Genomic DNA, 25,245 nt, shown 5'->3' with positions numbered 1-25,245 from the left:
GATCGAATGATTCGAAAAATTCTTATCGCAAACAGGGGAGAAATAGCATCACGCATTATTCGTACATGCAGGAAGATGGGAATACTTACTGTCGCCGTCCATTCGGAAGCAGATGCGGATTCGCCATTTGTGGGATTGGCGGATGAGGCATATTTATTGGGTGGTCCGAGAGTACAGGAAAGCTATTTAAACGTCAATAAGATTTTGGAAATAGCTAAGAAAACGGGAGTGGAAGCCATACATCCTGGATACGGATTTCTTAGTGAAAATGCAGATTTCGCACGTTCATGCGAAGAAGCCGGCTTGATATTCATTGGCCCAAAACCAGAAATCATCCAGCAGATGGGCAATAAAGTCGAGGCACGGAAAAAGATGGAACAAGCGGGACTCCCATTGGTTCCTGGATTTTCACGTCCGTTAATTGATAGTGCAGAAGCGGCAGCCGTTGCCGAAAAGATTGGCTATCCAGTCATGTTAAAAGCAGCAGCAGGCGGCGGGGGAATCGGCATGCAGGCCGTTGCTAATGAAGATGAACTGACCAAGGCCTTCGAAGGGAATCAAAAACGTGCCCAATTGTTTTTTGGCAATGGAGATATGTTCATAGAAAAACTGATTGAGAAGCCTCGTCATATCGAAATTCAGGTATTGGCGGATTCCTTTGGGAACGCTGTTTACTTATGGGAAAGGGAATGCTCCGTTCAAAGGCGCCACCAGAAGGTCGTGGAAGAGGCTCCCTCTTCTTTCCTTGACGAAGAAACAAGAAACAAGATGGGAATGGCTGCAGTGAAAGCGGTAAAATCCATCGGTTATAGCAATGCGGGCACCCTAGAATTTTTAGTTGATGTTGATAAAAACTTTTATTTCCTGGAAATGAATACACGTCTCCAGGTTGAGCATCCTGTCACGGAAGAAATTACGGGACTGGATTTAGTCGAACAGCAAATTAAAATTGCCTCGGGCAATAAATTGGAATTCACTCAAAGTGAGATTAAACAGGATGGACACTCCATTGAAGTGCGCATATACGCTGAAGATCCGAAAACGTTTTATCCAGCACCGGGGAGAATCACCAGCATGAAACTTCCGGAAGGGGAAGGGATCCGTCATGAATTGGCGGTACATGGAACTTCCATCGTATCCCACTTTTATGATCCGATGATCGCCAAATTGGTAGTGAGCGGCGATTCAAGGGATAAAGCGATCAAGAGATTAAGAGAAGCGCTGGCAAACTATAAAATAGAAGGAATAAAAACAAACCTTCCTTTGCTTATGGAAATAATTTCTCATGAAGCTTTTTCTCAAGGAGATACGACTACGGATTTCATTACGAAATATATTAAAAAATTGACTGTATAACGCATATTTTAAAACATAATGATCAGGAGGAATGTAAAATGGCAGAATTAAAGGCAAGTATGGCTGGAAGCGTATGGAAAATCGTAGCGAATGAGGGGCAAAGTGTAACAGACGGACAGGACATCATTATCTTGGAATCGATGAAAATGGAAATCCCCATTGCAGCCGAAGAAGCTGGCACCATCAAAGAACTTAAAGTGAATGAGGGGGATTTCGTAAATGAGGGCGACATTTTGGCCGTCATTGAATAAAAGGACGGAGGGGTAAGATGAATTGGCCTGAAAAAGTGACAATTAAGGAAGTGGGCCCGCGTGACGGGCTGCAAAATGAAAAGGTCATGATACCTGCACAAAGCAAAATGGATTGGATCGATCAGCTCTCTGATACGGGATTAACTTATATAGAAGTGACTTCTTTTGTCCATCCAAAGTGGATCCCCCAATTGAGTGATGCCGCACTTGTGGCTAAGGGAATAAAGCGCAATCCCGGTGTCACTTATACGGCCCTTGTACCCAATCAAAGGGGATTGGAGTCGGCTCTTGAAGCTAATATCGATGAAATTTCAGTGTTCATGTCATCCAGTGAAACGCATAATCTTAAAAATATTAATAAATCGATCTCCGACACCTTTCCAATAATGAAGGATGTCATCGGGACAGCAGCAAACAGCGGAAAAACGGTCAGGGGCTATATTTCAACCGTTTTCGGCTGTCCTTATGAAGGGGAGATTTCTACGGAACAGGTTTTCCGTGTTTGTGATCAACTGTTTGAATATGGAATCGATGAGGTTTCATTGGGTGATACCATTGGGGTCGCATCTCCAAGACAAGTTGCCTTGTTCCTTGAACAGGCAGTAAAAAGATATGATACAAGCCGAATTGCCCTCCATTTTCATGATACAAGGGGTATGGCACTCGCAAATGTCCTTGAATCACTGAATTATGGTATTGACACTTTCGACTCTTCGCTCGGAGGTCTAGGGGGATGTCCGTATGCACCAGGTGCGAGCGGTAATGTGGCAACAGATGACCTGATCCATATGCTACATAAAATGGGAATTCAAACAGGAATCAATCCGGAAAAACTAATGAAGGCTGCGGCCATGATGCAAAGCTTTTTGGAAAAACCATTGCCTAGCCATCAGATGGCTGTTTATAACGCACAATAAGAGAAATTGAGGTGAATTTATGACTTCATTAGTGGAGATCAGTCATGAAGATAAGGGAATTGCCCTCGTGACTTTGAACCGGCCGGATGCTGCAAATGCTCTATCCACGGAACTTCTTCATTGCTTAGTCGAAGGGCTGTATGAATTGAAAAGAGATTCAAATTTACGAACGGTCATTTTAACGGGAGCAGGTGAAAAGGCGTTTTGTGCAGGTGCGGATCTTAAGGAACGAGCAGGTATGAATGATGATAAAGTCAGGGAGACAGTCAAGTTGATTGGTGACACGATTACGGCTGTAGAAAACCTTCCAGTTCCAGTCATCGCCGCGATTAACGGTTCGGCTTTTGGCGGAGGGCTGGAGTTGGCACTCGCATGTGATATACGCATCGCATCGGAAACGGCCAAGGTTGGACTGACAGAAACATCTTTAGGCATCATCCCAGGCGCCGGTGGTACTCAGCGTCTTCCGCGGATAGTCGGGATGCCGACAGCGAAAGAACTGATTTATACGGCAAGGAGGTTGGATGCAAAAACCGCACATGCCTTGAAAATCATCAGTCATGTATATTCACCCCAACATTTACTTGAGGAAGCGAAAAAATTGGCTGGGGAAATTGCGGTCAATGCCCCATTAGCACTCAGGGCTGCAAAAGCGGCGATCAATCAAGGGGCTGAGACTAATTTGAAAACAGGATTGCAAATTGAAAAGGACTGCTATCAGACAACTTTAAAAACCCGTGACCGACAGGAGGGTCTGTCAGCATTCAAGGAAAAGCGCAAACCGGTTTTTAAGGGCCAATGATTTCAATTGAAGGAGGAACAGGAATGGTAACGACGGATAAACTAACCGAAACGGTTGAAACGATTAAAAAAGGCGGTTTAGAAAAATATCATCAAAAAAACGCTGAAAAAGGAAAGCTTTTCGTTCGTGAACGGCTAGAGCTGCTTTTCGATGAAGGGGTTGAAATAGAGGACGCTTTCTTTGCTAATTGTGCCAGTGATGGATTGCCTGCTGATGGTGTAGTTACAGGCATCGGGAAAATCAATGGTCAAAGGGTCTGTGTCATGGCCAATGATTCGACTGTAAAAGCTGGTTCCTGGGGAGCAAGGACCGTCGAGAAAATCATTCGCATTCAGGAAACAGCTGAAAAGCTGCAGTTGCCCCTTCTTTATTTAGTCGATTCTGCCGGGGCACGAATTACGGATCAAGTAGAAATGTTTCCGGGACGCCGCGGAGCAGGACGAATCTTTTACAACCAAGTGAAGTTATCAGGAAAAGTCCCGCAAATTTGTCTATTGTTCGGTCCGTCTGCCGCAGGCGGGGCATATATCCCAGCTTTTTGTGATATTGTCGTAATGGTTGATGGCAATGCATCCATGTATTTAGGTTCGCCGAGAATGGCAGAAATGGTCATTGGCGAAAAAGTAAGCGAAGAGGAAATGGGCGGGGCCAAAATGCATTGTTCTGTGTCAGGATGCGGGGATGTGCTTGTCAAGTCGGAGGAAGAATCCATTGCGTTTGCGCGCAGATACTTAAGCTATTTTCCAGGAAATTATCAAGAAAGACCTAAAAGCGTAAAACCTGAGCTGCCTGCGGATTTCGAAAAAACATTGGAAGAACTGATTCCCAAAAATCAGAATGCACCCTTCAATATGTATGACCTGATCGATAGGGTTATAGACAGGCAATCGTTTTGTGAAATCAAGAAACTATTTGCACCCGAATTGATTACTGGGCTTGCAAGGCTTAATGGACAAACGATAGGGATCATAGCCAATCAGCCGCGTGTCAAGGGCGGCGTCCTGTTCCATGATTCAGCTGATAAGGCAGCCAAGTTCATCAATTTATGTGATGCTTTCCATATTCCGCTGTTGTTCCTAGTTGATATTCCAGGATTCATGATTGGGACGAAGGTCGAACAGGCAGGAATCATTCGCCATGGTGCGAAAATGATTTCGGCCATGAGTGAAGCCACCGTTCCCAAGATTTCTGTCATTGTCCGTAAGGCTTATGGTGCGGGACTATACGCGATGGCTGGTCCCGCTTTTGAACCTGACTGCGTTCTTGCCTTACCGACGGCATTGATTGCGGTCATGGGGGCAGAGGCTGCGGTCAATGCAGTCTATGCTAATAAAATAAATGCGATGGAACCAGAGGAGCGCCCAGCATTCATCGAACAGAAGCGCAATGAGTATAATGAAGATATCGATATCTACCGCTTAGCCTCCGAAATGATTGTTGATGGCATCATCCAGCCAAATGACTTACGAGATGAATTGAGTGCCAGATTTGAAGCGTATAGCAGTAAACAATTGACATTTACCGATCGTAAACATGGAGTCTATCCCGTTTAAAGAATACAATAAACAAGCCCGGCCATTTGAACTATATCCCGGATAACGGACACACATAAAAAAGTGTCCCTTATCCGGTTTTTTTTATGTTTCAAAAGGTGTAATGAGTATGGACGGAGGGTTTTTATGAGTGAGAATATATATATTTATACTGAATTTCAGATTAAAGAACTTGAAAAGAATCCAAATATCATAAGTGCTTCAAAGCGTTCTATTTCCTATAATCCTGAATTTAAAACAAAAGCTGTTAAGGAATATAAAAAGGGGAAATCCCTCTCTCAAATTTTCATAGAACATGGATTTAATCTCGAAATAATTTGAATGGGAAAAACCTAAACGTTGTCTACATCGCCGGCGTGATACCTTTGAAAGGTTTGGTGAGGAAGGTTCCTTTTCGGAACGCCGTGGAAAAGGGAGCACAGGACGTCGTCCTTCTTCCAAGCCATCTTCTGCATAGGATCAACTTAGAAAGGCCGAAGCGAGAATCAAATTCCTTGAAGCAGAAAATGACTTCCTAACAAAGCTGGGAAGAGTTAGAAAGGCGGGCGTTGAAAAAGAAATCATTCTAACTGCAGCTGAGATGTTCTATTTGATTGAAAGAACGATCAGGCGATACCAATTAAAGAAGGCTGTTTCCTATCTATGCAAATTGGCTGGTGTAAGTCGAGGTGGCTACTATGATTGGATAAAGGCAGTTCCAACCCGTGAGCTACGCGGGGAACAGGATGAATTGGACATAGAACGAATCAAAAGAAAATCAGACGGTTGATGGCAAAATAACATCTCTTTGCACAAATCAGAAGGGCCAATTCGTATTGAAAGATGGCTAAGGCAACCAAGGAGGACCTTACTTGTCCAAACCTTCTTAATCGTGAATTCAAACAGAAGGAGCAAGGGGGAATTCTGCTTACAGACATTACATCTTTATTACTGAAAGGGGCAAAAAGCTTATTTGTCATGCGTAAAAGATGCGGCCACAAAAGAAATAGTTATGTATCATTTATCCACGTCGTTGGGTATGAATATTGTTTATGAAACATTAAACAAGCTAAGGCAGCCTGTGAATCACTAGTGCCATTCCTGTATTCTGACCAAGGATTCATTTACACCCATCCGATAATTCAAAACAAAGTGAAAAAACTTAGCCTAACCCAATCCATGGTCCGTAAGGGAAACTGTTAGGATAATGCACATATGGAAAGCTTTTTTGACCACTTTAAAGATTGGGCAGAATATAAAACATGTACAAATTTAACGGATATGAAGGAAGATGTTGATCGAGTAATTGAAGAATACAATGAGCATCGTTATCAATAGGGACTAAAAATACGGCCCCGGTACAATACCGGGACAACCTATTATCCTAACACTTTTTGCCCTAGGAAGTTTTTATGTTAGTTCCTTATCTGTGTTTTGTTTCCCAAGCAAAATTAATTTCTTTATCATCCCAAGGAATTCTTTTTTCATCTGGTTTGGAAGCGTTATACGACTTTGTTGTACAATAAAGAACAGTTGCCGGCTTTTCGCCAAGCACGCGATAGCCGTGTGCCACACCTTTGGGTATGAGTAAAATACTTGGATTGTTTTCGCCCATATAATAAACATTTGTTTCACCCTTGGTAGCAGAGTGGTCTCTTAAGTCATGTAAAACTACTTGAGCATTACCTGATGAAAAAAACCAAAGGTCATCTTGCTCTTCATGGTAGTGAAATGCTTTAATAACACCTGGGTAAGATGTAGTCCATGATAGTTGACCAAAATGAGATAAAAGATTGTCATCATCTCTTACCACTTCTGCAAAAAAACCTCTATCGTCACAATGCTTAATTAACTTTTTGGAAATAACTCCCTCAATCCCCATATTCATCATCTGCCTTTTTTAAGTATTCATGTAAACCTTCTTTCCAATTTCGCAAAAAGAGTCCGTTGGAATTCAACTTTTTTTGACTTAAAACGGAATAATTGGGTCTGGGTGTTTTAAGCCCATATTCTTCTGTAGAAATAGGGATGACTACTGTCTGTGAATTTAAGAACGTAACAATTTCGGTTGCAAATTCAAACCAACTGCAACTTCCAGAGTTTGTGACATGATAAATGCCATGTGGTTTTGTTAGTAAATATATTAGTGCTATTCCAAGATCCCTAGTGTAGGTAGGACAACCGTATTGATCATGAACCACACGGATTTCTGATGAATGGCTGGCTAACTTCTTAATGGTATTGACGAAATTTTTCCCGTCATGTCCGTATAACCATGACGTTCTAATGATTGTGGAACTTTCATTAGCAGTTAATGCCAATTGTTCCCCTAGTAGTTTGCTTTTTCCATAAATTGTTTGGGGGTCAGGAGAATCCTCTTCTATATAGGGTTCAATTTTTTCACCATCAAATACATAGTCAGTACTAATATGAAAAAACTTCACTTTTTTTTCCTTTGCTTCACAAGCTAGATAATAAGGTCCAATTCCATTAATTAAAAAAGCTTGATCTATATCCGTTTCGCAAAGATCAACTTGTGTAAAGGCAGCAGTATTAATAAGATAATCTGGCTGGATTTTCTCAATCATTTCTTTTATTTGCGTACGATTAGTAATATCTAATTGTTGTTTAGTAAATGGAAATACCACATAATTTTCCTCTTTAAAAAGCTGAATGAGTTCTTTTCCTAATTGGCCTCCTGCACCTGTAATGACAATCTTCATATGGAAGAACCTTTAAATTTGTTCATGTGCCAAAGAACAGTTTCTTCTAATGATTGATCAAAGTAAGAGGTTTGTTTCCAGCTTAACTCGTTTTGTAACTTAGAAGAATCAATAGCATATCTTCGGTCATGACCTTTTCTGTCTTCAACAAATTCAATCAAGTGGTCAGGCTTCCCCATTATTTCTAAAATTTGTTTTACGACATCGATATTTTTCCTTTCATTTCCGCCACCAATATTATAAACTTCACCCCAATTACCATTTTCAAGAATAAGAGAAATGGCTTTACAATGATCTTCTACAAACAGCCAATCTCTTATCTGTAGACCATCCCCATAAACGGGGATTTTAAGGTTGTGAAGCGCCCTATTTACAATGGTTGGAATGAATTTTTCCATGTTTTGAAATGGACCGAAATTATTACTGCATCTTGTCGTAATCAAAGGTAATTTATATGTTTCATAGTAAGATCTTACTAATAAATCCGAGCTTGCTTTCGTAGCCGAATAAGGATTGTTAGGTGAAAGAGGGGATTCTTCTGTGAATGGTCGTTGAGTAGGGCTTAAAGTACCATAAACTTCGTCTGTGGAAATATGGATCATTTTTTTTGCATACCCTTTGATTAATTGTTGTAATACTTGATAAGTACCGACAATATTTGTTTGTACGAATTTATCTGCATTTTGAATACTATTATCAACATGGGACTCTGCAGCAAAATGAATAATCGCTTCATAATTTTGATCCATCACAGTTTCCATATCTTTTTCATCTACAATGCTTCCTTTAATAAAGCGAAATTTAGAATTAGATGATGTTAGGGCGCGTATCTCTTCAGGATGGCTTGCGTACGTTAGAGAATCGATAACTGTTATATTGTATGACGTATTCTTTAGCAAATGGCGAACAAAGTTTAGGCCGATGAAACCAGCCCCACCTGTAACAAGAAGATTCATGATTGCCTCCTTTCAATGAATAGCTGTTAACTTTCTATTAATCTTACAAGGTATTGCCCATATTCATTTTTCGCTAATGGTTTAGCTAAGGCAAGAAGTTGCTGTGGCGAAATAAATCCTTTTCGAAAGGCAATTTCTTCTATACAAGCAATTTGAACGTTTTGCCTATTTTGAATGGTTTGGATAAATAAAGAAGCGTCAAGAAGTGATTCATGAGTACCGGTGTCTAACCAGCTGAATCCTCTACCCAATAACTCAACCTTAAGCTGGTTTTCCTTGAGGTAACATTCATTTACAGAAGTAATTTCATATTCTCCACGAGAAGATTTCTTAATACTCTTTGCGATATCAATCACATTATTATCATAAAAATAAAGTCCTGTAATAGCATAGTGAGATTTAGGCGTTACAGGTTTTTCTTCCAAAGATATCACTTTCCGATTTTCATCAAATTCTACAACACCAAATCGTTCAGGATCTTTAACATGATAGCCGAATATAGTCGCACCGTTATGCCGATTAACGACTTCTTCCAATGTTTTAGTGAAATTATGTCCATAAAAAATATTGTCTCCTAATATTAAAGATACAGAGTCCTTTCCTATAAAATCCTCTCCAATAATAAAAGCCTGTGCGATACCATCCGGTTTTTCCTGTGTTATATAACTTATATTGATTCCTAATTGTGACCCATCGCCTAATAAATTTTTAAAACGAGGTATATCAATAGGGGTAGAAATGATTAAGATATCTTTAATTCCAGCAAGCATTAGCACGGACAATGGATAATAAATTAAGGGTTTATCATAAACAGGCAATAGCTGTTTTGAGACAACCTTCGTTAACGGGTATAATCTAGTGCCATTTCCACCAGCTAATATTATTCCTTTCATTATTATTCACCTCCTCAAGCAGTATGATATAAAAAACAAAATGAATTTAAATTTTTTCGGTTTCTGAATTTCACGAAAAAAATAATCCTTTTCATCATATGCGTAAAGAATGTGATTGGATTCTGTAAAAATGGGATGTGATTTTAAAGATTTATATAGATTTCTTACGAGATTGAGATTTATTGGTATGAAAAGACTACTAAGCTAAATTGAAAACACGCTTTGTAGTCTTTTTTCTCTCTTGGTTAAAAATCAACCTGGTGAAATAATTCTTTGCTTTACAAATGACAAAAGCACAGAAAGAAGGCGTTTCAATTACATGGGAACTTCAGTAAAATGTTGTATTTTAGTATAGAACTCGTAATATGGAAAAGTGAAATAGTCTGGTTTCTTAAGTTTTTTCACTGGAACCCATTAGTTTATATCTATTTGTTAAGCCTTATTACCTGCATTCTATTCTAAATCTTTTTTTAACTGTGCAGGTACTCCTGCATAAAGGGTTTTCGCGGGAACATCATTCTTTACAAATGCTCCGCCTCCTATAATCGACCAAGCACCGATATTAATTTTTTCACGGATAGAAGAACCAATTCCAATGTACGCTCCTTCATCAATCGTAACATTACCTCCAATATTAACTCCTGGGCCTATCGTGACATAGTCGGTGATGATATTATCATGGCTAATGTTCGAACTTCGATTTATGATTACAAAATTTCCCACTTGAACATTTGTGGTAATAATGGTTCCTTCACAAATAATCGAACCGACTCCAAGTGTGTTCCGTTTTGATATGAAAACAGAAGGGTGGACTATTGTCTCAGCAATCTCAAAACCTGCATTTTTGGTTTTGGTGACAAAGCGCTTTTTTAGAGATGGATCTCCTACACCGGCACAAACAATTTTAATTTTGTTCCGAAGAGAATTAATATCATGAAGATCGCCCAAAACCGGTACATTATCTATTATTATCCCCTTCATTTCCGATCTTTCATCTAGAAATCCTATAACCTCATAACTTGAATTTTCACATAGATGATTTACCTCGCGTGCATGCCCTCCACATCCCCAGATGACGATTTTATTCATGGTTTCAATCCCTTAGCAAGCACTTGCGTTACTTGCACGATATCACTTTGTTTCATTTCTTCCCAAAGAGGCAAACTAATTATGCGTCCTGACATACTATTGGTAATAGGCATTAATGTGCGATTGAATGATGTAAAATAATTTTGTTGATGACATGTGGGGGAAAAATAGGTGCGTGCTTCTATTTGATTGTCAGCCAGCAATTTCACAAAATCTAAATTACTTTGATCTTCAGGACAGAGAACAGGCATAAATTGATGGGGAATTTCCCCTTCTGTTTTTTGGAGTTGCCATTTTTTTAAGACAGGGGTTTGTTGGAATTGCTCTTGGTACCATTGATAAATTCGTTGTCTCTGTCGTCTCTTTTCAGGAAAGGCATCTAGAGTTGCAAGAGCAACGGCTGCGCCATATTCTGAAAGTTTACTATTAAGACCTTGTGATATAGTTTCCCTGTCAGCCGAGAACCCAAAATTTCCCGCCTGACGAACTTGATTTATCAAATCTTTATCAGCACTATATACTAATCCGCCTTCGCCAATACCAAATGATTTCGTAGCATGAAAGCTGAACACAATAGGGCCGGGAAAATTATTGCCAAATGATCCACTCCGCCCTGATGTCCCAAAACTTGGGGCAGCATCAAAAACCACCGGTATCCCTGACTCATGAATTTGTTTATAAAAGGATAGGTTTACGTCTGTTCCAAAGGTTGAGTAGGGAACAACGACCGCCACCTTATCTCCTAATTTTTCCAATTCATCTTTTACAAGTTCCTCATTCATACACCAATCGTCTTTGTTCACATCTACAAAATAAGGTTCTAAACCACACCACATAGCCGCTAAAGGGGTGGCTGAGAAAGTAAAGCTAGGCATTAATGCAAACTGCCCTTTGGGCCGTTTACTCTGATTAATGGCTAACATCAGTCCACTGGTAGCATTGTTGACCGTGAGTACCGCTCCGTTTCCTTCATAGTATTCGTTTAGCACTCTATTCTCAAAAAGAGTATTTAATGGTCCATAATTACTGTACAATCTGGATTGTTCAATCTGAGATAAATAATCGGTAAATGTGTCTTGTTTCACCAAGTTGGGTCGTAAAAACGGAATTTTACGGATATTATTCATCTCCGTTTCAATTAATTTATAAATTTTAATTACTTTCTCACATAATTACTGATAAGTATTCAAAAGATCCATCCAAAAATAAAATTAAATTCCGGGTCATGCAATGGTTCATTGCTGTAGTGTAGAATTTTTTGATAGTCGGAGTTTTATTGTGTCATGGCCTGATTGGCACGCAAAGCGGATATAAATCTGGACTTTATAAGAAACAACCAAAAACAACCTCAATCAAAAGCATATCCAGCCACATATTCCATTTGAAATCGATTGCCATCAATGGATATTTTTTTAATACGATAGTTCTTTGGTGTTCTTTCCATTAATATTCCTTTTGATTAAATTTTATGGCTTAAAATTGCAATTAACAGGAGTGCTATAATTTTAATAGTTCTTTAGTAGTTTACGGTGAAAAATAATATTTTTGAAAAAAACAGGGGTGTTTTAACTGTATAAAAGTACATAAACCAAGGGTAGGTTTTCATTTTCTATTAGGAATTGAAAGGTGATTTTAGCATGTAGATTACATTGCGGATTAAGAGAAGATTAGACAGGAAATGTTATATACTCAATGGAGATCACTTTTAGGTTTATTGGTAACCCTATAGTTTATAAAATTTCGGCAGTATAAGAAGATTGGAAATTGCAGAAGTCAGCTTTTAAAGCGATTTGAATGGATCGGTGTAGTTTTCAGAGCATTCTCATTTAGCGGAAATAAAAAAACCGGTTTATAAGGACGAAATGATTAAGGAATATCATCTAAGCTATCTGATGACACTGTGTGTCAAATGAAATGTAAATCCAAGAAAGAAGTAAAGGATGAAATCGTATTACGTTATAGAGTCTAAAGGAAAAAACAATTCAGTTACCTTCTGAAACACAGAAACTAAAAGAGCAATGTTCTTCTTAAGAAAGCATTGCAGCCTTAGCAAGTTTCTAAACCTCTTGATTTCCACTGTTCTTTTCATATTTTAATTATTGGATAGGTAACATTATGTTTAGACATGTTTCATGTTTTTAAAATGGGAAGGCTATTTGTTTATTTAATACAATTAATAATAATCTATAGATTGTTAACATCATTTGTTGTGGCAGGGACAACCTGTGACTTGGTCTAATTTATTTTAATGATGTGCTTATGATTTACAATGGTTCTGTACTTTTAACAAATGGGTGTAATTCATCCAATCCAATTAAATCCAAATTCATAGAATAGAGTAAAGTTCTATGAAAAGGAGGGTACAGAATTGGGTAAGAATAAAAAATGTAAAGATTGCGGACATAGTAAATGTATATGCACTCATAAAAAATGTAAAGATTGCGGACATCGCAAATGTATATGCACTCATAAAAAATGTAAAGATTGCGGACATCGCAAATGTACATGCACTCATAAAAAATGTAAAGATTGCGGACAACGCAAATGTATATGCACTCATAAAAAATGTAAAGATTGCGGACAACGCAAATGTACATGCACTCATAAAAAATGTAAAGATTGCGGACATCGCAAATGTACATGCACTCATAAAAAATGTAAAGATTGCGGACAACGCAAATGTACATGTACTCATAAAAAATGTAAAGATTGCGGACAACGCAAATGTACATGTACTCATAAAAAATGTAAAGATTGCGGACAACGCAAATGTACATGTAATCATAAAAAATGTAAAGATTGCAGACAACGTCCATGTAAATGCTCATCGAAACAAGTACAAAAGATAGAGCAAATTGTGAAAGTGAATGTAAAAGCTCCTCAAGGCTCTCAAGGTCCTCAAGGCTCACAAGGTCTGCAAGGATTCCAAGGCCCGCAAGGATCCCAAGGCCCACAAGGATTCCAAGGCCCGCAAGGATCCCAAGGCCCGCAAGGATTCCAAGGCCCGCAGGGGTTCCAAGGTCCGCAAGGCTCACAAGGTCTGCAAGGATTCCAAGGCCCGCAAGGATCCCAAGGCCCGCAAGGGTTCCAAGGCCCGCAAGGATTCCAAGGCCCGCAAGGATCCCAAGGCCCGCAAGGGTTCCAAGGTCCACAAGGATTCCAAGGTCCGCAGGGGTTCCAAGGTCCGCAAGGCTCACAAGGTCTGCAAGGATTCCAAGGCCCGCAAGGATCCCAAGGCCCGCAAGGGTTCCAAGGTCCACAAGGATCCCAAGGCCCGCAAGGGTTCCAAGGTCCGCAAGGGTTCCAAGGTCCACAAGGATTCCAAGGTCCGCAAGGCCCGCGAGGAGAAACTGAAGGTTCAATCATTCCGTTTGCTTCCGGTGCTCCAGTAGAATTGACTAGTGTTCAATTAGGATTAGCTAATACTGGAGGTCTTATTGGGTTCGGAAGATCTACTGATACAGTTACTATTGGTGAAAGAACAATTACTATAAGTCCTGGTCTAGAGGGCGTTCTTGGCTTCGCATTTGTCGCACCACGTGCTGGAACTGTATCATCAATATCTGCATTCTTTAGTGCGACAGCGGCAGTAACTTTAAATTCTGCTGTTACCATTAGAGCAGAATTATGGAAGGCAGCTGCAGCTAGCAACACCTTTACTCCCACAGGTGCCTTTGTACTATTAACACCAGCTTTAGGACCTGGTATATCCATTGGAGATACAGCTCATAATACTGCTTTAACTGGACTCGGGATTACAGCAGGGGATAAATTATTACTGGTTTTCTCTATAGATAATGCAGTTTCGGTTCTCACTACAGTTGCAGGTTTTGCAAGCGCGGGTATAACGATAATTTAATTTTTGTTTATATCGTTGTATTCAAACCATCAGTTGCAGTTAACAAACTCGATTAGAATTTTATTACGCCTGATAACACTTTTTCTAAAAACGGGAATGATTAATAAATCTTCCCGTTTTTTTGTACGTCCGGCAGGGGGGGAGTTTAAAGCTCTAAAGTCCTTAGTTGTGAAGGCAATAGTAGTCGTTAGCTTAATGAAAAGGGTGTCCACGGTGACGTGGTATCTGAAGGAAGCAAGCGGCAAACCTCCGTTCTGAGGAACACGAACTTTATATAAGGCTAGGTATCATTGGATGATTTTGCAAAACAAAACAAAGTCCTTAATCCGAAGGTGGTACAGAGTAAATGAAGCAGATAGATGGAGGGAAGGATCGTAACTCTTACCCGGGGATATCTGGTGACAGCCAAGTACATTTGGTAATCTGTCATTGATGGGCAACTGAATCATCAGGAGTCAGCAGAGGCCATATTACTGGTCTATTCGAGAAGATAAGGAAGGAGCGAAGAGATTGAGGAGGACTGATACTAGTCGTTCGATATTTTGCGAAGAAGCAAACAATTCCTAACGAAACTTTTTTGAAGGATGAAGTAATGAATACACGGGGAACTTCAAAAGGGCGGAGCAGATAAAGGCAGAAATAGACCATCTTGTCCACGCAGGGAAAGGATATCAACGATGTTAATGGAACAGTACTAAAAAAATGAAACTTAAAACAGGCATTGAAGTGTGGAAAGAAATAAGGGAAGCCATGGCGTAGATGGAATGCCGGTTCAAAATCTAAGACCACATCTTATTACTGCGTGGCACATCATGAAAACCACCCTTTTACAGGAATCTTATCAACAACCGTAACCTGTACGTCGTATCGAAATCCCGAAACCAAGCGGCGAAGTTCGGTTATTGGGTATCTCGACCGTCTCATTCAATAAGCCATTACCCAGATATTGATCAAGAAATATGCCTCAACCATATCAGAAATAGCTATGGATTTTCCTAATAAACAAGGGCAACAGTCGGTTCGAAAGCGTACTGAGGAAATTAGATTCATGGATTCGAAAAGCATATGAATGCATATGAATGGGGAAATAGTAGATAGGCTATTAGCGTATTGGCCATAGCCCAATTCTAGAGAAAACTCTTGATAATGCCTATTGGCATCACAGAGGATTGGATTGTATATATGGAAGATATAAAAAATACGTCAGTCTTAAAAGCAAACGGTATGTACGGCGGTGTGAGAGGTCGGAGGCTAGGCGCCTCCTTCTTCTCGATTGGCTTTTAGGTTTGACACTTTGTGCTGCACTTATTGCATGATTCGAAGGGCTATTTTATTTTACGGATAAGGCGCAAACTATCGTAATCACAGACGTATACGTATTCTTTACCTTCACAAAGTTCATCAACAGCTCTTTTAACATCTTGGTAAGTACTGTAGTCATGAAATGCAATCATGCCTCCGGCTATGACTCTTGGAGCATAAAGTTGTATATCCTGCTTTACGTTTAAATAGGTATGATCACCATCAACAAAAAGTGCTGAAATAAGCTCAGGGCATTCACCGATCGCTTCATGACTGTAGTTCTTTATTGGAATTACATAGTTCTCTAGTTGAAAACCTTGAATAGCTTTTTGAAAATCGTTAAAGTATTTTCCATGATATCCGCTATTGGGGATAAATGGATCTATTGCATATATCGGACGTTTGCGCTCACTAATCCACTTACTTCCGAGACCTAAGGCTGTTGTACTTTTACCTTTAAAAGAACCAATCTCTACAATGTCCCCTTGCAAATGATCAACTAAAGCCGGTAGATGCAAAAGTGCCGTTTGTTCCATATGTGTCAACCAGCCATATATGCTTTCAATGAAACCATATAATTCACTAATCTTTAATTGAGGAAAATCTCCTTGTATATTCAATTAATTAAGTCACCTCATTGTAGTCTTCTTCCAATAAAATATATAAAGAATTTTTAGAATCATTAAAGTCCATTAATATCAAGGGCTTTTTTTACTGCTTCCAAATATTGATATCCATACTTCTTATCTGGCTCTAAATATGTTCCTTCCGCCCACTCATTCCAAGCATTGATAAATAAAAATTCATTATTATTTTTCACTGCCTTTTGAATTTGCTGACTTAGATAGTAAGAGAATTTTTCAGGGGTTGACCCTTGAAAAATCAGTGCTCGATTTCCTACTCTGGCCGAGTTATCCCAATCAATAAATGCACCTGGAAATGTCTTTATATTTTTCTTTATATCAGATCCATCTAATATACATGAACATACTTGATCATAATCCATCACAATAAACTTTTGTTGATACCCATCCACAGCTCTCCGAAAAGTTGAACCACCTCCATGATTGCAAGTAAAACCTGGTTCAAATTCAAGACAAGCATCGAATCCTGCAATTTGGGGAGTCGCGAATGCATTTAAAGTTTTAACAAAGTAAATACCCTCAAGTCCATTTTGTTTAGCTAGATTTTGCCAATACAATAACATTTCCTCACATCTTGGAATGCTACCGGGTCGATAAATGGTAAATAAAGGTTTATTGTCCACCCTGATATACCTTTCATCCTTAAATGCTGTTAGTAAAAAATCAAAATGTTCTTTCCAATCTTCTTCATTACCATAATCTTGAGGCATTAAGACGTCGTGAATCCAACCATCCCACCTTCTAGTCCACGGCTCATTTGCCCATGAGAGACAGAAAGGAAGATCAGGTTCTCCTGTTCGAAGAACTTCATTGAATGGTTTTTCGAGTAATCTTTTTCCTTTGAACCAATAATGATAATAGCAAAATCCATAAATACCGTATTTTTTGGCAATTTGTGCTTGCCATTTTCTCGCAGTATCATCTGCCAAATCATAGTAATAATCTTGATAAGGTTCTCTAGGTTGATAATGTCCAGGAAACAATGTTTGGCTTTTTTTTGTATTCGTCCATTCGGTAAATCCTGGTCCCCACCAAAGGTTATTTTCTGGTATTTGATGAAATTGGGGCAAATAGAAAGCTATAAGCTTCAAATTCTTATCACTCCTATAATAATGTTAAACGATAACACTTTGTTTCAATATAATTTAAACTAATTGGATTGGGGCTGAACCATACATAATATAATAAAAGTATCTTAAGGACCCAGTATTAATAAGGTATATTAAACTGATAATCTGTTGAGACTTTTTATTTTGTAGTTACTTATTTAACCCATCCACAAAAAGATATCCGGCAGCTTCCTTAGCCATTCGGTTATTAAAAACTTGTCATCTTATCCCTTAATATAAGGATATAGAAAAACCCCGAATAAGGAACTTTTTTACCCGCCCATTATTTTGGGGATAGTTCAATTAGTTGGGAGAGTTTCATTGCTTTTAGGTATATTCATTATTTAATTTTACTTATCTTGATTCTTACAATGTGCAGTATTGAAATTCACTTAATAATATCCTAAATCCCCTTTTTAAAAAGTCAAAAAGCAAGATTTTTAATCCAAGGTTGTTAACATGATATCAATCTTCTTGATATCTTCTGCAAATTCATGATAATTCTTTACACGCTCACGATAAGAGTGAAGAGCAGTTTTGAATAATTCGTTCGTATCAAGAAATCCATCTTCACGTGAGGCAACCATAATATCTAACCATTCACTAAATGCTTTTAGGCCTAGGGTATTGTTATTTTGATTCGGATGTCTTCGAAAATAACTAAGAGCTTCTGAAATATACACAGCTTTCCCTTTGGATAGCAACGACAACCAGGCAGCTATATCATTGATAAGAGAATACTGTTTCTCTTTGTATACACCATATCGTTCGGTAAGGTCTTTTTTTCTGAATAATACTGTTGTCGGTTCACCGATAACATTGAGACAATGGGTTAATGCAAGGTTTCCCAACATCTTTCCGTCTAAGATCCTTGTTTCTTCATATATTCTGGCTGTAGCGTCTATAGGAGGGAGAAGTTGATCGTTTGCATCGATAGTTTGTCGATAAGATGTGACAAGGGTAATATTTTCGAACTCTTTGAAAAAATAAACCATTTTTGCGATTTTTTCTTTATGATACACATCATCATCCATCAAGTAATTGATATATTCCCCCGATGCCAAATCAAAGCATTTATGCCAATTTTCAAGAAATAAATTTCTTTCGTTTTTATAATACTTAATTATAGAGTTCGAACCTAAATAAGGACCAAGCATTTCTTGTACTCGATCATCTGTACTATCATCACAAATAATAATTTCGATATTAGGGTAGGTTTGTGCTAATACACTGTCAAGCGCTATTTTTAGAGTATCAGGTCGATTATACGCAGGAATGACTACACTAACTAAAGGATTTCCCACAATGGCTTCCTCCTTGTTTCCTAATTTACAATTGTTATGAAGGATACATGAAAACTATGGAAACCTTTTTTGTACTTTGTAGGTACTCTCTGTACAATGTTTTTTCCGGTATGTCTTCATTAGTAAAAATCCTCCTCCAAAGACCAAATGGTAATTTTTTTACGTATGGAAGTTCCCATACCGATATAACACCTTCGATAACATTCCCTGTGATATTCATCCAAGAGCAACTATTAAATACTCTTCAATCTCTATTATCGCGACTGTAATTTACTCCACGGTTAAAGATAAATAAAATTTTTTTCCACAATTGTTGTTATTATTGTCCTACACCCGCTACCCTAACGGAAATCAATAAAAGGGGCTCTAAACCATACTACATCGCAGTCAAGGGGAGAATGTAAAAACTGGATTTGGACATATTTCCCTTTTGTCCGTTTGAATTGTGAACTAGTAATATGCTTTGACAGTTGTAACTGCTTCAAATGTAATCACTCAATAATCGTTATACAAAACGTGTAATGAAAGGAGCAAAAATCCTATATATTCGACATGATTCTTCTCAGATAAATAGGGACTAGCTGCTCCTTCGGCTTTACAAAGTTAGGACGTATAAGTGGAATTTTTTCATGAATGTGAACATTTAATTTCTTTCCTAAATATATTGCTAATGGCGGGGTAATAGACTCAAATGATTCAACATTTTATTAATCTTGATGGAATTTAAATGCATGTTCCTATATATCCATTGATATTGTAATGTGTATAACAATAAGATTTGAGTTTTCATTGTGTCATATTTTTTTGCTATTTCTCATATTAATTAAGGAAAAATAATAGGGGAAAAGAGAACCACTTGAACTGATTTTTGGAATATCATGCACTTGTTTTTTCGTGTCCTTGCCGATTCTTGTACATGTGCGGAATATTATCTTCCTCCAACCTGATACGGAATAATAAACAAAAAATTTGTTGTACGAGCTTGAAAAGTTTATATAAAAGCATAAGTCAAACAAGGCTTGATATCCGAATCTTCACTCATGTCTTAGTTATAGCTGCAGTGGGAACGTGAAAAGACAATGTTTTAGTAGGAAAAGGAGATCAATAGAGATGTTTAAAGAAATTGATAATAAAAATCAATTTAATGTCAAAAAAAATCGTTACACTGTTGACCAGAAGGAAGGGGGAGAGGGTCCATCATCGGATTTAATGGTCAAAGATGAAGTTAGATTTAATCACAAATTTGATTTCTGGAATAAAAGTGTACTTTATATTCAACCTGGGCATGGAGATACCTATAGGATCATTAATCAAGGAATAATTGAAGAACTTAGAAATTTAGTGTGTGAAATATATACAGCAAAAGCGGACGAAGATGTGGTCAGTCTAGCAGCTGAATTCAGGCCGGACCTTTTGCTTGTTTTACTTGGAGATACATTTCCAATTGGCCAAGTGAAAGCCATTAGGGAAATGGGTATTAAAACAGCGGTATGGTTTACGGATGACCCATATTATACAGACGTAACAACTTATATAGCTCCCTATTATCATTATGTTTTTACACAAGAGATAAGCTGTGTTTCTTATTATCAACTTTTAGGCTGTCCCCAAGTTCATTATTTACCTCTCGCAGTCAATACAAAAGTTTTCCAATATCAGAAGCCGGGGAAGGATAACTTGATTCCTATTGACGTTTGTTTTATGGGGTCAGGTTGGGACAATAGAATTTCTTTGTTTGACGAAATTGCTCCCTTTTTATCAAAAAAAAATACACTTATCGTGGGGTCGCGTTGGGACCGGATGCAGAATTATCATTTGCTATCTGATAAAATCCGTTTTGGTTTTCTATCCCCGAGTGAAACGGCTCGCCTTATTAATCAATCCAAAATTGTGATTAATAACCATCGTTTATCCAATGATACTACGTTATTTAACCGTAACAGTAATAAACTAACGGCCCTTTCAATTAACCCTCGAACCTTCGAAATTTCTGCCTGCAGCGCTTTTCAGCTTTCGGATATTCGACAAGAGTTAAAACGTTATTATGAAATAGGGAAGGAAATTGAAACTTACACATCTCCTTCTGAATTAACTGAAAAGATAGACTATTATTTAAACCATGACGAGGAGCGAAATGCGATTGCGCAGAGAGGGTATATTCAAACATTAAAAAGTCATACTTACGAGAAAAGACTAGTAACTCTGTTGAAGTTGATATATGGATAATTCTAATTCTGGACTCGAATGTTGGTGATTCTATAAGAACGATAAAATTTCTATCTTTTGTATTCACGATAATTGATACCTATATTATTTTAGGAGGGCATATATGACAACCAATCATACTCCGCTATTGACAGTCCATCTATTTGTTTCAAAGAGGAATTCAGGGGATGGATTGGAAGAAATGTTAATGAGACTGGCTGAAAGTGGCATTACAGTGAAGATGTATGGACCTGATGATGCATTATTGGATATAAATCCTAAAAATCCTCGCGTCTATGTTTCATTAGGAACGGAGTGGGAACAATTCAGAGAACTTAATGTGTTACCTGTTCAGGAGAGAAAACGTTGGTTACATTTCGATTCTCCAACAAAAGTTCAACCATACAACTTATTTTACTGCTGGCTCAAACAGACAGATCCTTTCCCAGAAAATAAAAATCTACTGTCGACCCGTTTTTCTTCAGATACTCCTTTAGTGTCTGTATTTACAGCCAGTTACAAGTCCAAAGAAAAAATTCAGCGACCTTATCGTTCCCTACTGAATCAAACTTACTCCAATTGGGAATGGGTGATTGTAGATGACTCCGGTGATGATGATGAGACATATAACCAAGACTTACTCCCTCTAGATGATCCCCGTGTGAGGAGGTATCGCCAAGATTCCCGCAATGGCTACATAGGGGCAATCAAACGGTATGCAGCAGGTCTATGTACAGGGGAAATTTTAGTGGAAGTAGATCATGATGATGACCTAACTCCTGACTGTCTAAAGAAAATTGTCGATGCATTTCAGCAACACCCTGAATGTGGCTTTGCTTATGGAGATTGTGCAGAGGTGCACGTAGGCAGCCACAATGCTCATTGGTATGGTTGGGATTGTGGCTTTGGGTACAGTATACATTATCGTGTCTGGGTACATGAAATGAATCGATGGCAAAATGTGCAAAGACACACTACCATCAATGGGAATACAATCCGTCATTTGGTTGGTTTACCGAATCATCCACGTGCGTGGACGAGAGATTTTTACCATCAGATTGGAGGTCATCGCGAAGAACTATTGGTTGCAGACGATTACGACATGCTCGTTCGAACGTTTCTTAATACGAAGTATATTTCGATTCCCAATTTACTCTACATCCAATATCGAAATGAAAATGGAGATAACTCTACTTTTCAGAGAAATAAGCAGATTCAAATCCTCGTAAAAGAACTAAACAGTTATTATCGCGAGAGGATTTACAAAAGATTGGAAGAACTAGATTTACCAGAGGAAGTGCCATATAGTCGTATTTGGGAGACAACTACAGATAATCCCGCAAGAAAAACTGCTCATATCATTCATGAAGAATTATCCAAAGTTTCAATCTTGTTTCCTATTCCTCACTCTTGCCCTACAAATGAGCATACCCAATTATTTAAGACTCTTCAAAAGGGCATAGAAACCAATTTTAAAGAAATCGAAGTGGTTGTTGTTGGCCGTATTCCTGCGGAAATCGAAGCCTTTGCGTCGATGGCGCCCCTGGGGGCGATTCGATGGTGGCCAATGGAGCCGAATGATTCATTAGAAACGTGTATCCAATATGCCAAGTTTTGCTCTTCATGTACGGAGAAAGTAGTGGTGTTGCCGTGAACCTTTAAGATGATAAGAGTTGCTGCTATTCCTTGCTATCCTGAAACACTAAACTTAATATCCATAGAGCAAAGAGAAGGAATTGGATATAAAAGAATAAAAAGGTTGCGGAAGATTTGTGTAATGTAAAAGAAAAATAATAACTCTTCTTTATGAAGCAGCGGATGCTTCATATTATAAGGTTGATCAGTAAAAAAATACTGGTTGACCTTTTTTTGGTGCGCTCGGCATGAATGCAATCTATAGGGTGAAAGCCCCTACCACATATGCAGTAGTAGTGGTTAGTTTCATGCAAAGTTGTCCACGGTGACAAGGAATCTGAAGGAAGCAAGCGGCAAACAGCCATTCAGAGGAACACGAACCCCATATAAGGTTAGGTTCCATTGGATGATTTTCCTGAACAAAACAAAGTCCTTACTGACAAAGGAAGTACAAAGTAATTGAAGCATAAGAGATGGAGGGAAAGGGTGTACTCTTAACCGGGGAGGCCTGGTGACAGCTAAGTAGACTTGGCAACCTGACCAGTGATGGACAGATGAATCAACAGAAGTCAGCAGAGGTCAATAGTACTTGTCTATTCGAAAGGATAAGGAAGGATCTAACAGATTAACGAGGAAGCATATTAGTCATTCTTATCTTTCGAAGAAACAAACAATTCCTAACGGAACTTATTTGAAGGAAGAAGTAGTGAAAACGCGGAAACTTCAAAAGGGCGGAACAGTTAAAGGTTTAGTTTCACGAGGTCTAAGAAGACTCCTAAGGTTCGGCTGGCTCACCAAAGCTTGAAGAGAGTGAAGAAACGTAACAGAGAAATGGCCTCGAGAAAATCACCGATACCCATGGAAGACAAAAATAAGAAAGCTAAAGCAATTCCTCAGAGGGTGAATCGGGTATTACGCTCGTAGATACTCCGGGTGTATGAAGGAAATTAGATTCATGGATTCGAAGAAAGTTCAGGATGTGCTATGGAAACCATGGAGGCTGTCAAGGACAATTCGTACCATCAAGGGTTAGAAATTTAGACAAAAGATATCCAATACAATGTCAGACTTAAACGAACCCCGTATACCAAACTCGTACATACAATGGTGTGAGAGGTCGGAGGTTAGGCGTCTTCCCCTACATGTTTTAAAATAAATGTTTTTTTAAATAATTAGAAAATTTTTCAGATTTTGAGTTGCTAAATTACACAAGGAAGAGTACTATAATTAGTAATTAATGATTTACTAATTACTTAATCCCATACTTAGTGAAAGAAAGTGAGAGTTGCCATGGCTCAGCAGGAAAAAAAGAAATATATTACTCCAGATGGATACACAGCAGATATTGCGATCTTTACGATTACTGCGAAGAAAACGGCTGAGAAAGCCCCGCCTGAAATGTTTTTGAAGCTATTATTAATCAAACGTGCCACAAAAGATAAGGAAGGAAGCCCCAATGTTGAAGGAGATAAATGGGCCTTACCTGGAGGCTTTGTCAATGCTGGCGAAACTGCTTATGAAGCAGCCAAAAGAGAATTGAAAGAAGAAACGGGTGTAGCTGGATTCCATGTCAAGCATTTCGGGGTTTATGACCAGCCGGGACGCGATCCCAGAGGATGGATCATCTCCAATGCCTTTTATGCAATTGTCCAGGAAGAGTTTCTTCATCAAAGAAAAGCGAATGACGATGCAGCCGAAGTTGAATTGTTCACGATTCAGGAAGCCTTACAATTAGATCTTGCATTCGATCATTATACAATTATAAACGATGCGATGAATTTAATGAAAAAAGAAATGGTGCAAACGACGATAGCCCAAAATTTCCTGCCTGATGAATTTACGCTTTCTGAACTGCAACGGGTTTTGCTGACAGCCAGAGATGATGCGAAAATCAGCGCAGACTCACTTTTTTATGCAAAAGCGCCAAAACTCCCGTTTTTGGAGAAAGTCTTGGATGAAAAAGGAATGCAGAAGAAAACGAAACGTAATTCTTATCGGCCTTCACAGCTTTACCGATTTAATGCAGAGGTTGTCATGGACTCTATTTACTACTGAGGGGGGTATCGTGCCATGGGAAAAAAGGCATTGATCAATATAGATTATACGTATGACTTCGTGGCAGACGGGGGTTCATTGACCTGCGGGAAGCCAGGCCAGGATATCGAAAAGGCTCTTGTCAGTATAACCAAGGATTTTATCGAACAAGGTGAATACACAGTATTCGCGATTGATTTACATGTAGAAGGAGACCGCTTACATCCCGAATCGAATTTGTTTCCACCGCATAATATTAGCGGTACAATGGGTAGAGACCTCTACGGGGCGTTAAAAGAGGAATATGAAGCAAATAAAAATCAAAAGAATGTTCATTATATAGATAAAACACGTTATTCGGCCTTTGCAGGAACGGACCTTGATATTCGCTTGCGGGAACGCCACATTACCGATGTATATTTGGTCGGGGTTTGTACAGATATCTGTATTTTGCATACGGCAATCGACGCTTATAATCTGGGCTATAAAATCTTTGTATATGAAAATGCTGTGGCCTCGTTCAATGATGCCGGTCACCATTGGGCGCTTGGACATTTTAAAGGATCTCTTGGAGCAACCATTCTATAATATCCATAAACGCAACAGAATAGAAGGGAAGCGAATGCTTCTCTTT

General features: G+C 38.7%; 23 protein-coding genes. 13 read left to right on the top strand and 10 right to left on the bottom strand.

From position 1 onward, the window contains the following. Window positions 1–6: 6 nt before the first annotated feature. The 8 genes from ACFRAK_RS18530 to ACFRAK_RS18495 all read left to right on the top strand — a co-directional run bounded on the left by ACFRAK_RS18530 (window position 7) and on the right by ACFRAK_RS18495 (window position 6,196). Window positions 7–1,356: an acetyl-CoA carboxylase biotin carboxylase subunit gene (locus ACFRAK_RS18530; protein WP_387598280.1), complete on the top strand. Its 1,350-nt coding sequence runs from the start codon at window positions 7–9 to the stop codon at window positions 1,354–1,356. Window positions 1,357–1,394: 38 nt separating this feature from the next. Next, window positions 1,395–1,607, top strand: a complete 213-nt coding sequence (locus ACFRAK_RS18525; RefSeq protein WP_076371237.1) for an acetyl-CoA carboxylase biotin carboxyl carrier protein subunit — start codon at window positions 1,395–1,397, stop codon at window positions 1,605–1,607. Between the two features lie 17 nt (window positions 1,608–1,624). Continuing rightward, a complete protein-coding gene (locus ACFRAK_RS18520; protein ID WP_394572216.1) occupies window positions 1,625–2,524 on the top strand; it encodes a hydroxymethylglutaryl-CoA lyase in 900 nt (299 codons plus the stop codon). Between the two features lie 19 nt (window positions 2,525–2,543). Continuing rightward, window positions 2,544–3,326, top strand: coding sequence for an enoyl-CoA hydratase (locus tag ACFRAK_RS18515; protein ID WP_394572215.1), 783 nt, complete (start codon window positions 2,544–2,546; stop codon window positions 3,324–3,326). Window positions 3,327–3,349: 23 nt separating this feature from the next. After that, window positions 3,350–4,879 carry an acyl-CoA carboxylase subunit beta gene (locus ACFRAK_RS18510; protein ID WP_192204657.1) on the top strand — a complete coding sequence of 510 codons (1,530 nt, stop codon included), beginning with the start codon at window positions 3,350–3,352 and terminating at the stop codon, window positions 4,877–4,879. A 126-nt stretch (window positions 4,880–5,005) separates the two neighbouring features. Then, the gene (locus tag ACFRAK_RS18505; protein WP_394572214.1) at window positions 5,006–5,200 is read left to right on the top strand and encodes a hypothetical protein; all 195 of its coding nucleotides are present in this window, start codon (window positions 5,006–5,008) and stop codon (window positions 5,198–5,200) included. 268 nt (window positions 5,201–5,468) lie between these two features. Beyond that, window positions 5,469–5,648, top strand: a complete 180-nt coding sequence (locus ACFRAK_RS18500; protein ID WP_394572213.1) for a hypothetical protein — start codon at window positions 5,469–5,471, stop codon at window positions 5,646–5,648. 425 nt (window positions 5,649–6,073) lie between these two features. Next, complete coding sequence (locus ACFRAK_RS18495) at window positions 6,074–6,196, top strand: IS3 family transposase (RefSeq protein WP_394572212.1); 123 nt, start codon at window positions 6,074–6,076, stop codon at window positions 6,194–6,196. Between the two features lie 85 nt (window positions 6,197–6,281). Here ACFRAK_RS18495 and ACFRAK_RS18490 read toward each other — a convergent pair whose 3' ends face one another. From ACFRAK_RS18490 to ACFRAK_RS18460, 7 genes are all read right to left on the bottom strand, one after another. Further along, window positions 6,282–6,740, bottom strand: a complete 459-nt coding sequence (locus ACFRAK_RS18490) for a dTDP-4-dehydrorhamnose 3,5-epimerase family protein (protein ID WP_387598293.1) — start codon at window positions 6,738–6,740, stop codon at window positions 6,282–6,284. Further along, window positions 6,730–7,581 (bottom strand): dTDP-4-dehydrorhamnose reductase, encoded by an 852-nt coding sequence (gene rfbD / locus ACFRAK_RS18485; protein WP_394572211.1) that lies wholly within the window; start codon window positions 7,579–7,581, stop codon window positions 6,730–6,732. Before rfbD ends, ACFRAK_RS18490 begins: the two co-directional genes overlap by 11 nt. Beyond that, complete coding sequence (gene rfbB / locus ACFRAK_RS18480) at window positions 7,578–8,537, bottom strand: dTDP-glucose 4,6-dehydratase (RefSeq protein ID WP_394572210.1); 960 nt, start codon at window positions 8,535–8,537, stop codon at window positions 7,578–7,580. The genes rfbD and rfbB overlap by 4 nt, the downstream gene beginning before the upstream one ends. A 26-nt stretch (window positions 8,538–8,563) precedes the next feature. After that, on the bottom strand, window positions 8,564–9,430 hold the full coding sequence (gene rfbA, locus ACFRAK_RS18475; protein WP_387598302.1) for a glucose-1-phosphate thymidylyltransferase RfbA: 867 nt from the start codon (window positions 9,428–9,430) through the stop codon (window positions 8,564–8,566). 453 nt (window positions 9,431–9,883) lie between these two features. Beyond that, complete coding sequence (locus ACFRAK_RS18470) at window positions 9,884–10,519, bottom strand: acetyltransferase (protein ID WP_387598305.1); 636 nt, start codon at window positions 10,517–10,519, stop codon at window positions 9,884–9,886. Beyond that, window positions 10,516–11,637 carry a DegT/DnrJ/EryC1/StrS family aminotransferase gene (locus tag ACFRAK_RS18465; RefSeq protein WP_394572230.1) on the bottom strand — a complete coding sequence of 374 codons (1,122 nt, stop codon included), beginning with the start codon at window positions 11,635–11,637 and terminating at the stop codon, window positions 10,516–10,518. The genes ACFRAK_RS18470 and ACFRAK_RS18465 overlap by 4 nt, the downstream gene beginning before the upstream one ends. A 1,146-nt stretch (window positions 11,638–12,783) precedes the next feature. After that, window positions 12,784–13,881 (bottom strand): hypothetical protein, encoded by a 1,098-nt coding sequence (locus ACFRAK_RS18460; protein WP_394572209.1) that lies wholly within the window; start codon window positions 13,879–13,881, stop codon window positions 12,784–12,786. 32 nt (window positions 13,882–13,913) lie between these two features. On the opposite strand from ACFRAK_RS18460, the gene ACFRAK_RS18455 reads away from it, so the two are divergent. Next, window positions 13,914–14,378 carry an exosporium glycoprotein BclB-related protein gene (locus ACFRAK_RS18455; protein WP_394572208.1) on the top strand — a complete coding sequence of 155 codons (465 nt, stop codon included), beginning with the start codon at window positions 13,914–13,916 and terminating at the stop codon, window positions 14,376–14,378. A 1,325-nt stretch (window positions 14,379–15,703) separates the two neighbouring features. Here the strand turns inward: ACFRAK_RS18455 and ACFRAK_RS18450 are convergent. From ACFRAK_RS18450 to ACFRAK_RS18440, 3 genes are all read right to left on the bottom strand, one after another. Continuing rightward, complete coding sequence (locus ACFRAK_RS18450) at window positions 15,704–16,300, bottom strand: class I SAM-dependent methyltransferase (protein ID WP_387598314.1); 597 nt, start codon at window positions 16,298–16,300, stop codon at window positions 15,704–15,706. Between the two features lie 62 nt (window positions 16,301–16,362). After that, a complete protein-coding gene (locus ACFRAK_RS18445) occupies window positions 16,363–17,415 on the bottom strand; it encodes a glycosyltransferase WbsX family protein (protein ID WP_387598317.1) in 1,053 nt (350 codons plus the stop codon). Window positions 17,416–17,873: 458 nt separating this feature from the next. After that, a complete protein-coding gene (locus tag ACFRAK_RS18440; protein WP_394572206.1) occupies window positions 17,874–18,737 on the bottom strand; it encodes a glycosyltransferase family 2 protein in 864 nt (287 codons plus the stop codon). 1,110 nt (window positions 18,738–19,847) lie between these two features. Between ACFRAK_RS18440 and ACFRAK_RS18435 the strand changes: the two genes are divergently transcribed. From ACFRAK_RS18435 to ACFRAK_RS18420, 4 genes are all read left to right on the top strand, one after another. Then, a complete protein-coding gene (locus ACFRAK_RS18435) occupies window positions 19,848–20,963 on the top strand; it encodes a CgeB family protein (protein WP_387598323.1) in 1,116 nt (371 codons plus the stop codon). A gap of 103 nt (window positions 20,964–21,066) precedes the next feature. Continuing rightward, the gene (locus ACFRAK_RS18430) at window positions 21,067–22,596 is read left to right on the top strand and encodes a glycosyltransferase (protein WP_387598326.1); all 1,530 of its coding nucleotides are present in this window, start codon (window positions 21,067–21,069) and stop codon (window positions 22,594–22,596) included. 1,271 nt (window positions 22,597–23,867) lie between these two features. After that, window positions 23,868–24,632, top strand: coding sequence for an NUDIX hydrolase (locus ACFRAK_RS18425; protein ID WP_260285017.1), 765 nt, complete (start codon window positions 23,868–23,870; stop codon window positions 24,630–24,632). A gap of 15 nt (window positions 24,633–24,647) precedes the next feature. Beyond that, the gene (locus ACFRAK_RS18420; RefSeq protein WP_387598329.1) at window positions 24,648–25,199 is read left to right on the top strand and encodes a cysteine hydrolase family protein; all 552 of its coding nucleotides are present in this window, start codon (window positions 24,648–24,650) and stop codon (window positions 25,197–25,199) included. Window positions 25,200–25,245: the final 46 nt, after the last annotated feature.

This window comes from Peribacillus sp. NPDC056705, assembly GCF_043656335.1.
This window is presented reverse-complemented; position numbering and strand designations above follow the sequence as displayed.

Excerpts from the sequence above, each read along its gene's own strand:
- ACFRAK_RS18520 (WP_394572216.1), top strand. The coding sequence starts at position 1,625 with ATGAATTGGCCTGAAAAAGTGACAATTAAGGAAGTGGGCCCGCGTGAC.
- ACFRAK_RS18525 (WP_076371237.1), top strand. The coding sequence starts at position 1,395 with ATGGCAGAATTAAAGGCAAGTATGGCTGGAAGCGTATGGAAAATCGTA.
- ACFRAK_RS18530 (WP_387598280.1), top strand. The coding sequence starts at position 7 with ATGATTCGAAAAATTCTTATCGCAAACAGGGGAGAAATAGCATCACGC.
- ACFRAK_RS18495 (WP_394572212.1), top strand. The coding sequence starts at position 6,074 with ATGGAAAGCTTTTTTGACCACTTTAAAGATTGGGCAGAATATAAAACA.
- ACFRAK_RS18470 (WP_387598305.1), bottom strand. The coding sequence starts at position 10,519 with ATGAATAAAATCGTCATCTGGGGATGTGGAGGGCATGCACGCGAGGTA.
- ACFRAK_RS18505 (WP_394572214.1), top strand. The coding sequence starts at position 5,006 with ATGAGTGAGAATATATATATTTATACTGAATTTCAGATTAAAGAACTT.
- rfbA (WP_387598302.1), bottom strand. The coding sequence starts at position 9,430 with ATGAAAGGAATAATATTAGCTGGTGGAAATGGCACTAGATTATACCCG.
- ACFRAK_RS18420 (WP_387598329.1), top strand. The coding sequence starts at position 24,648 with ATGGGAAAAAAGGCATTGATCAATATAGATTATACGTATGACTTCGTG.
- ACFRAK_RS18510 (WP_192204657.1), top strand. The coding sequence starts at position 3,350 with ATGGTAACGACGGATAAACTAACCGAAACGGTTGAAACGATTAAAAAA.
- ACFRAK_RS18515 (WP_394572215.1), top strand. The coding sequence starts at position 2,544 with ATGACTTCATTAGTGGAGATCAGTCATGAAGATAAGGGAATTGCCCTC.
- ACFRAK_RS18430 (WP_387598326.1), top strand. The coding sequence starts at position 21,067 with ATGACAACCAATCATACTCCGCTATTGACAGTCCATCTATTTGTTTCA.
- rfbB (WP_394572210.1), bottom strand. The coding sequence starts at position 8,537 with ATGAATCTTCTTGTTACAGGTGGGGCTGGTTTCATCGGCCTAAACTTT.
- ACFRAK_RS18425 (WP_260285017.1), top strand. The coding sequence starts at position 23,868 with ATGGCTCAGCAGGAAAAAAAGAAATATATTACTCCAGATGGATACACA.
- rfbD (WP_394572211.1), bottom strand. The coding sequence starts at position 7,581 with ATGAAGATTGTCATTACAGGTGCAGGAGGCCAATTAGGAAAAGAACTC.
- ACFRAK_RS18435 (WP_387598323.1), top strand. The coding sequence starts at position 19,848 with ATGTTTAAAGAAATTGATAATAAAAATCAATTTAATGTCAAAAAAAAT.
- ACFRAK_RS18490 (WP_387598293.1), bottom strand. The coding sequence starts at position 6,740 with ATGGGGATTGAGGGAGTTATTTCCAAAAAGTTAATTAAGCATTGTGAC.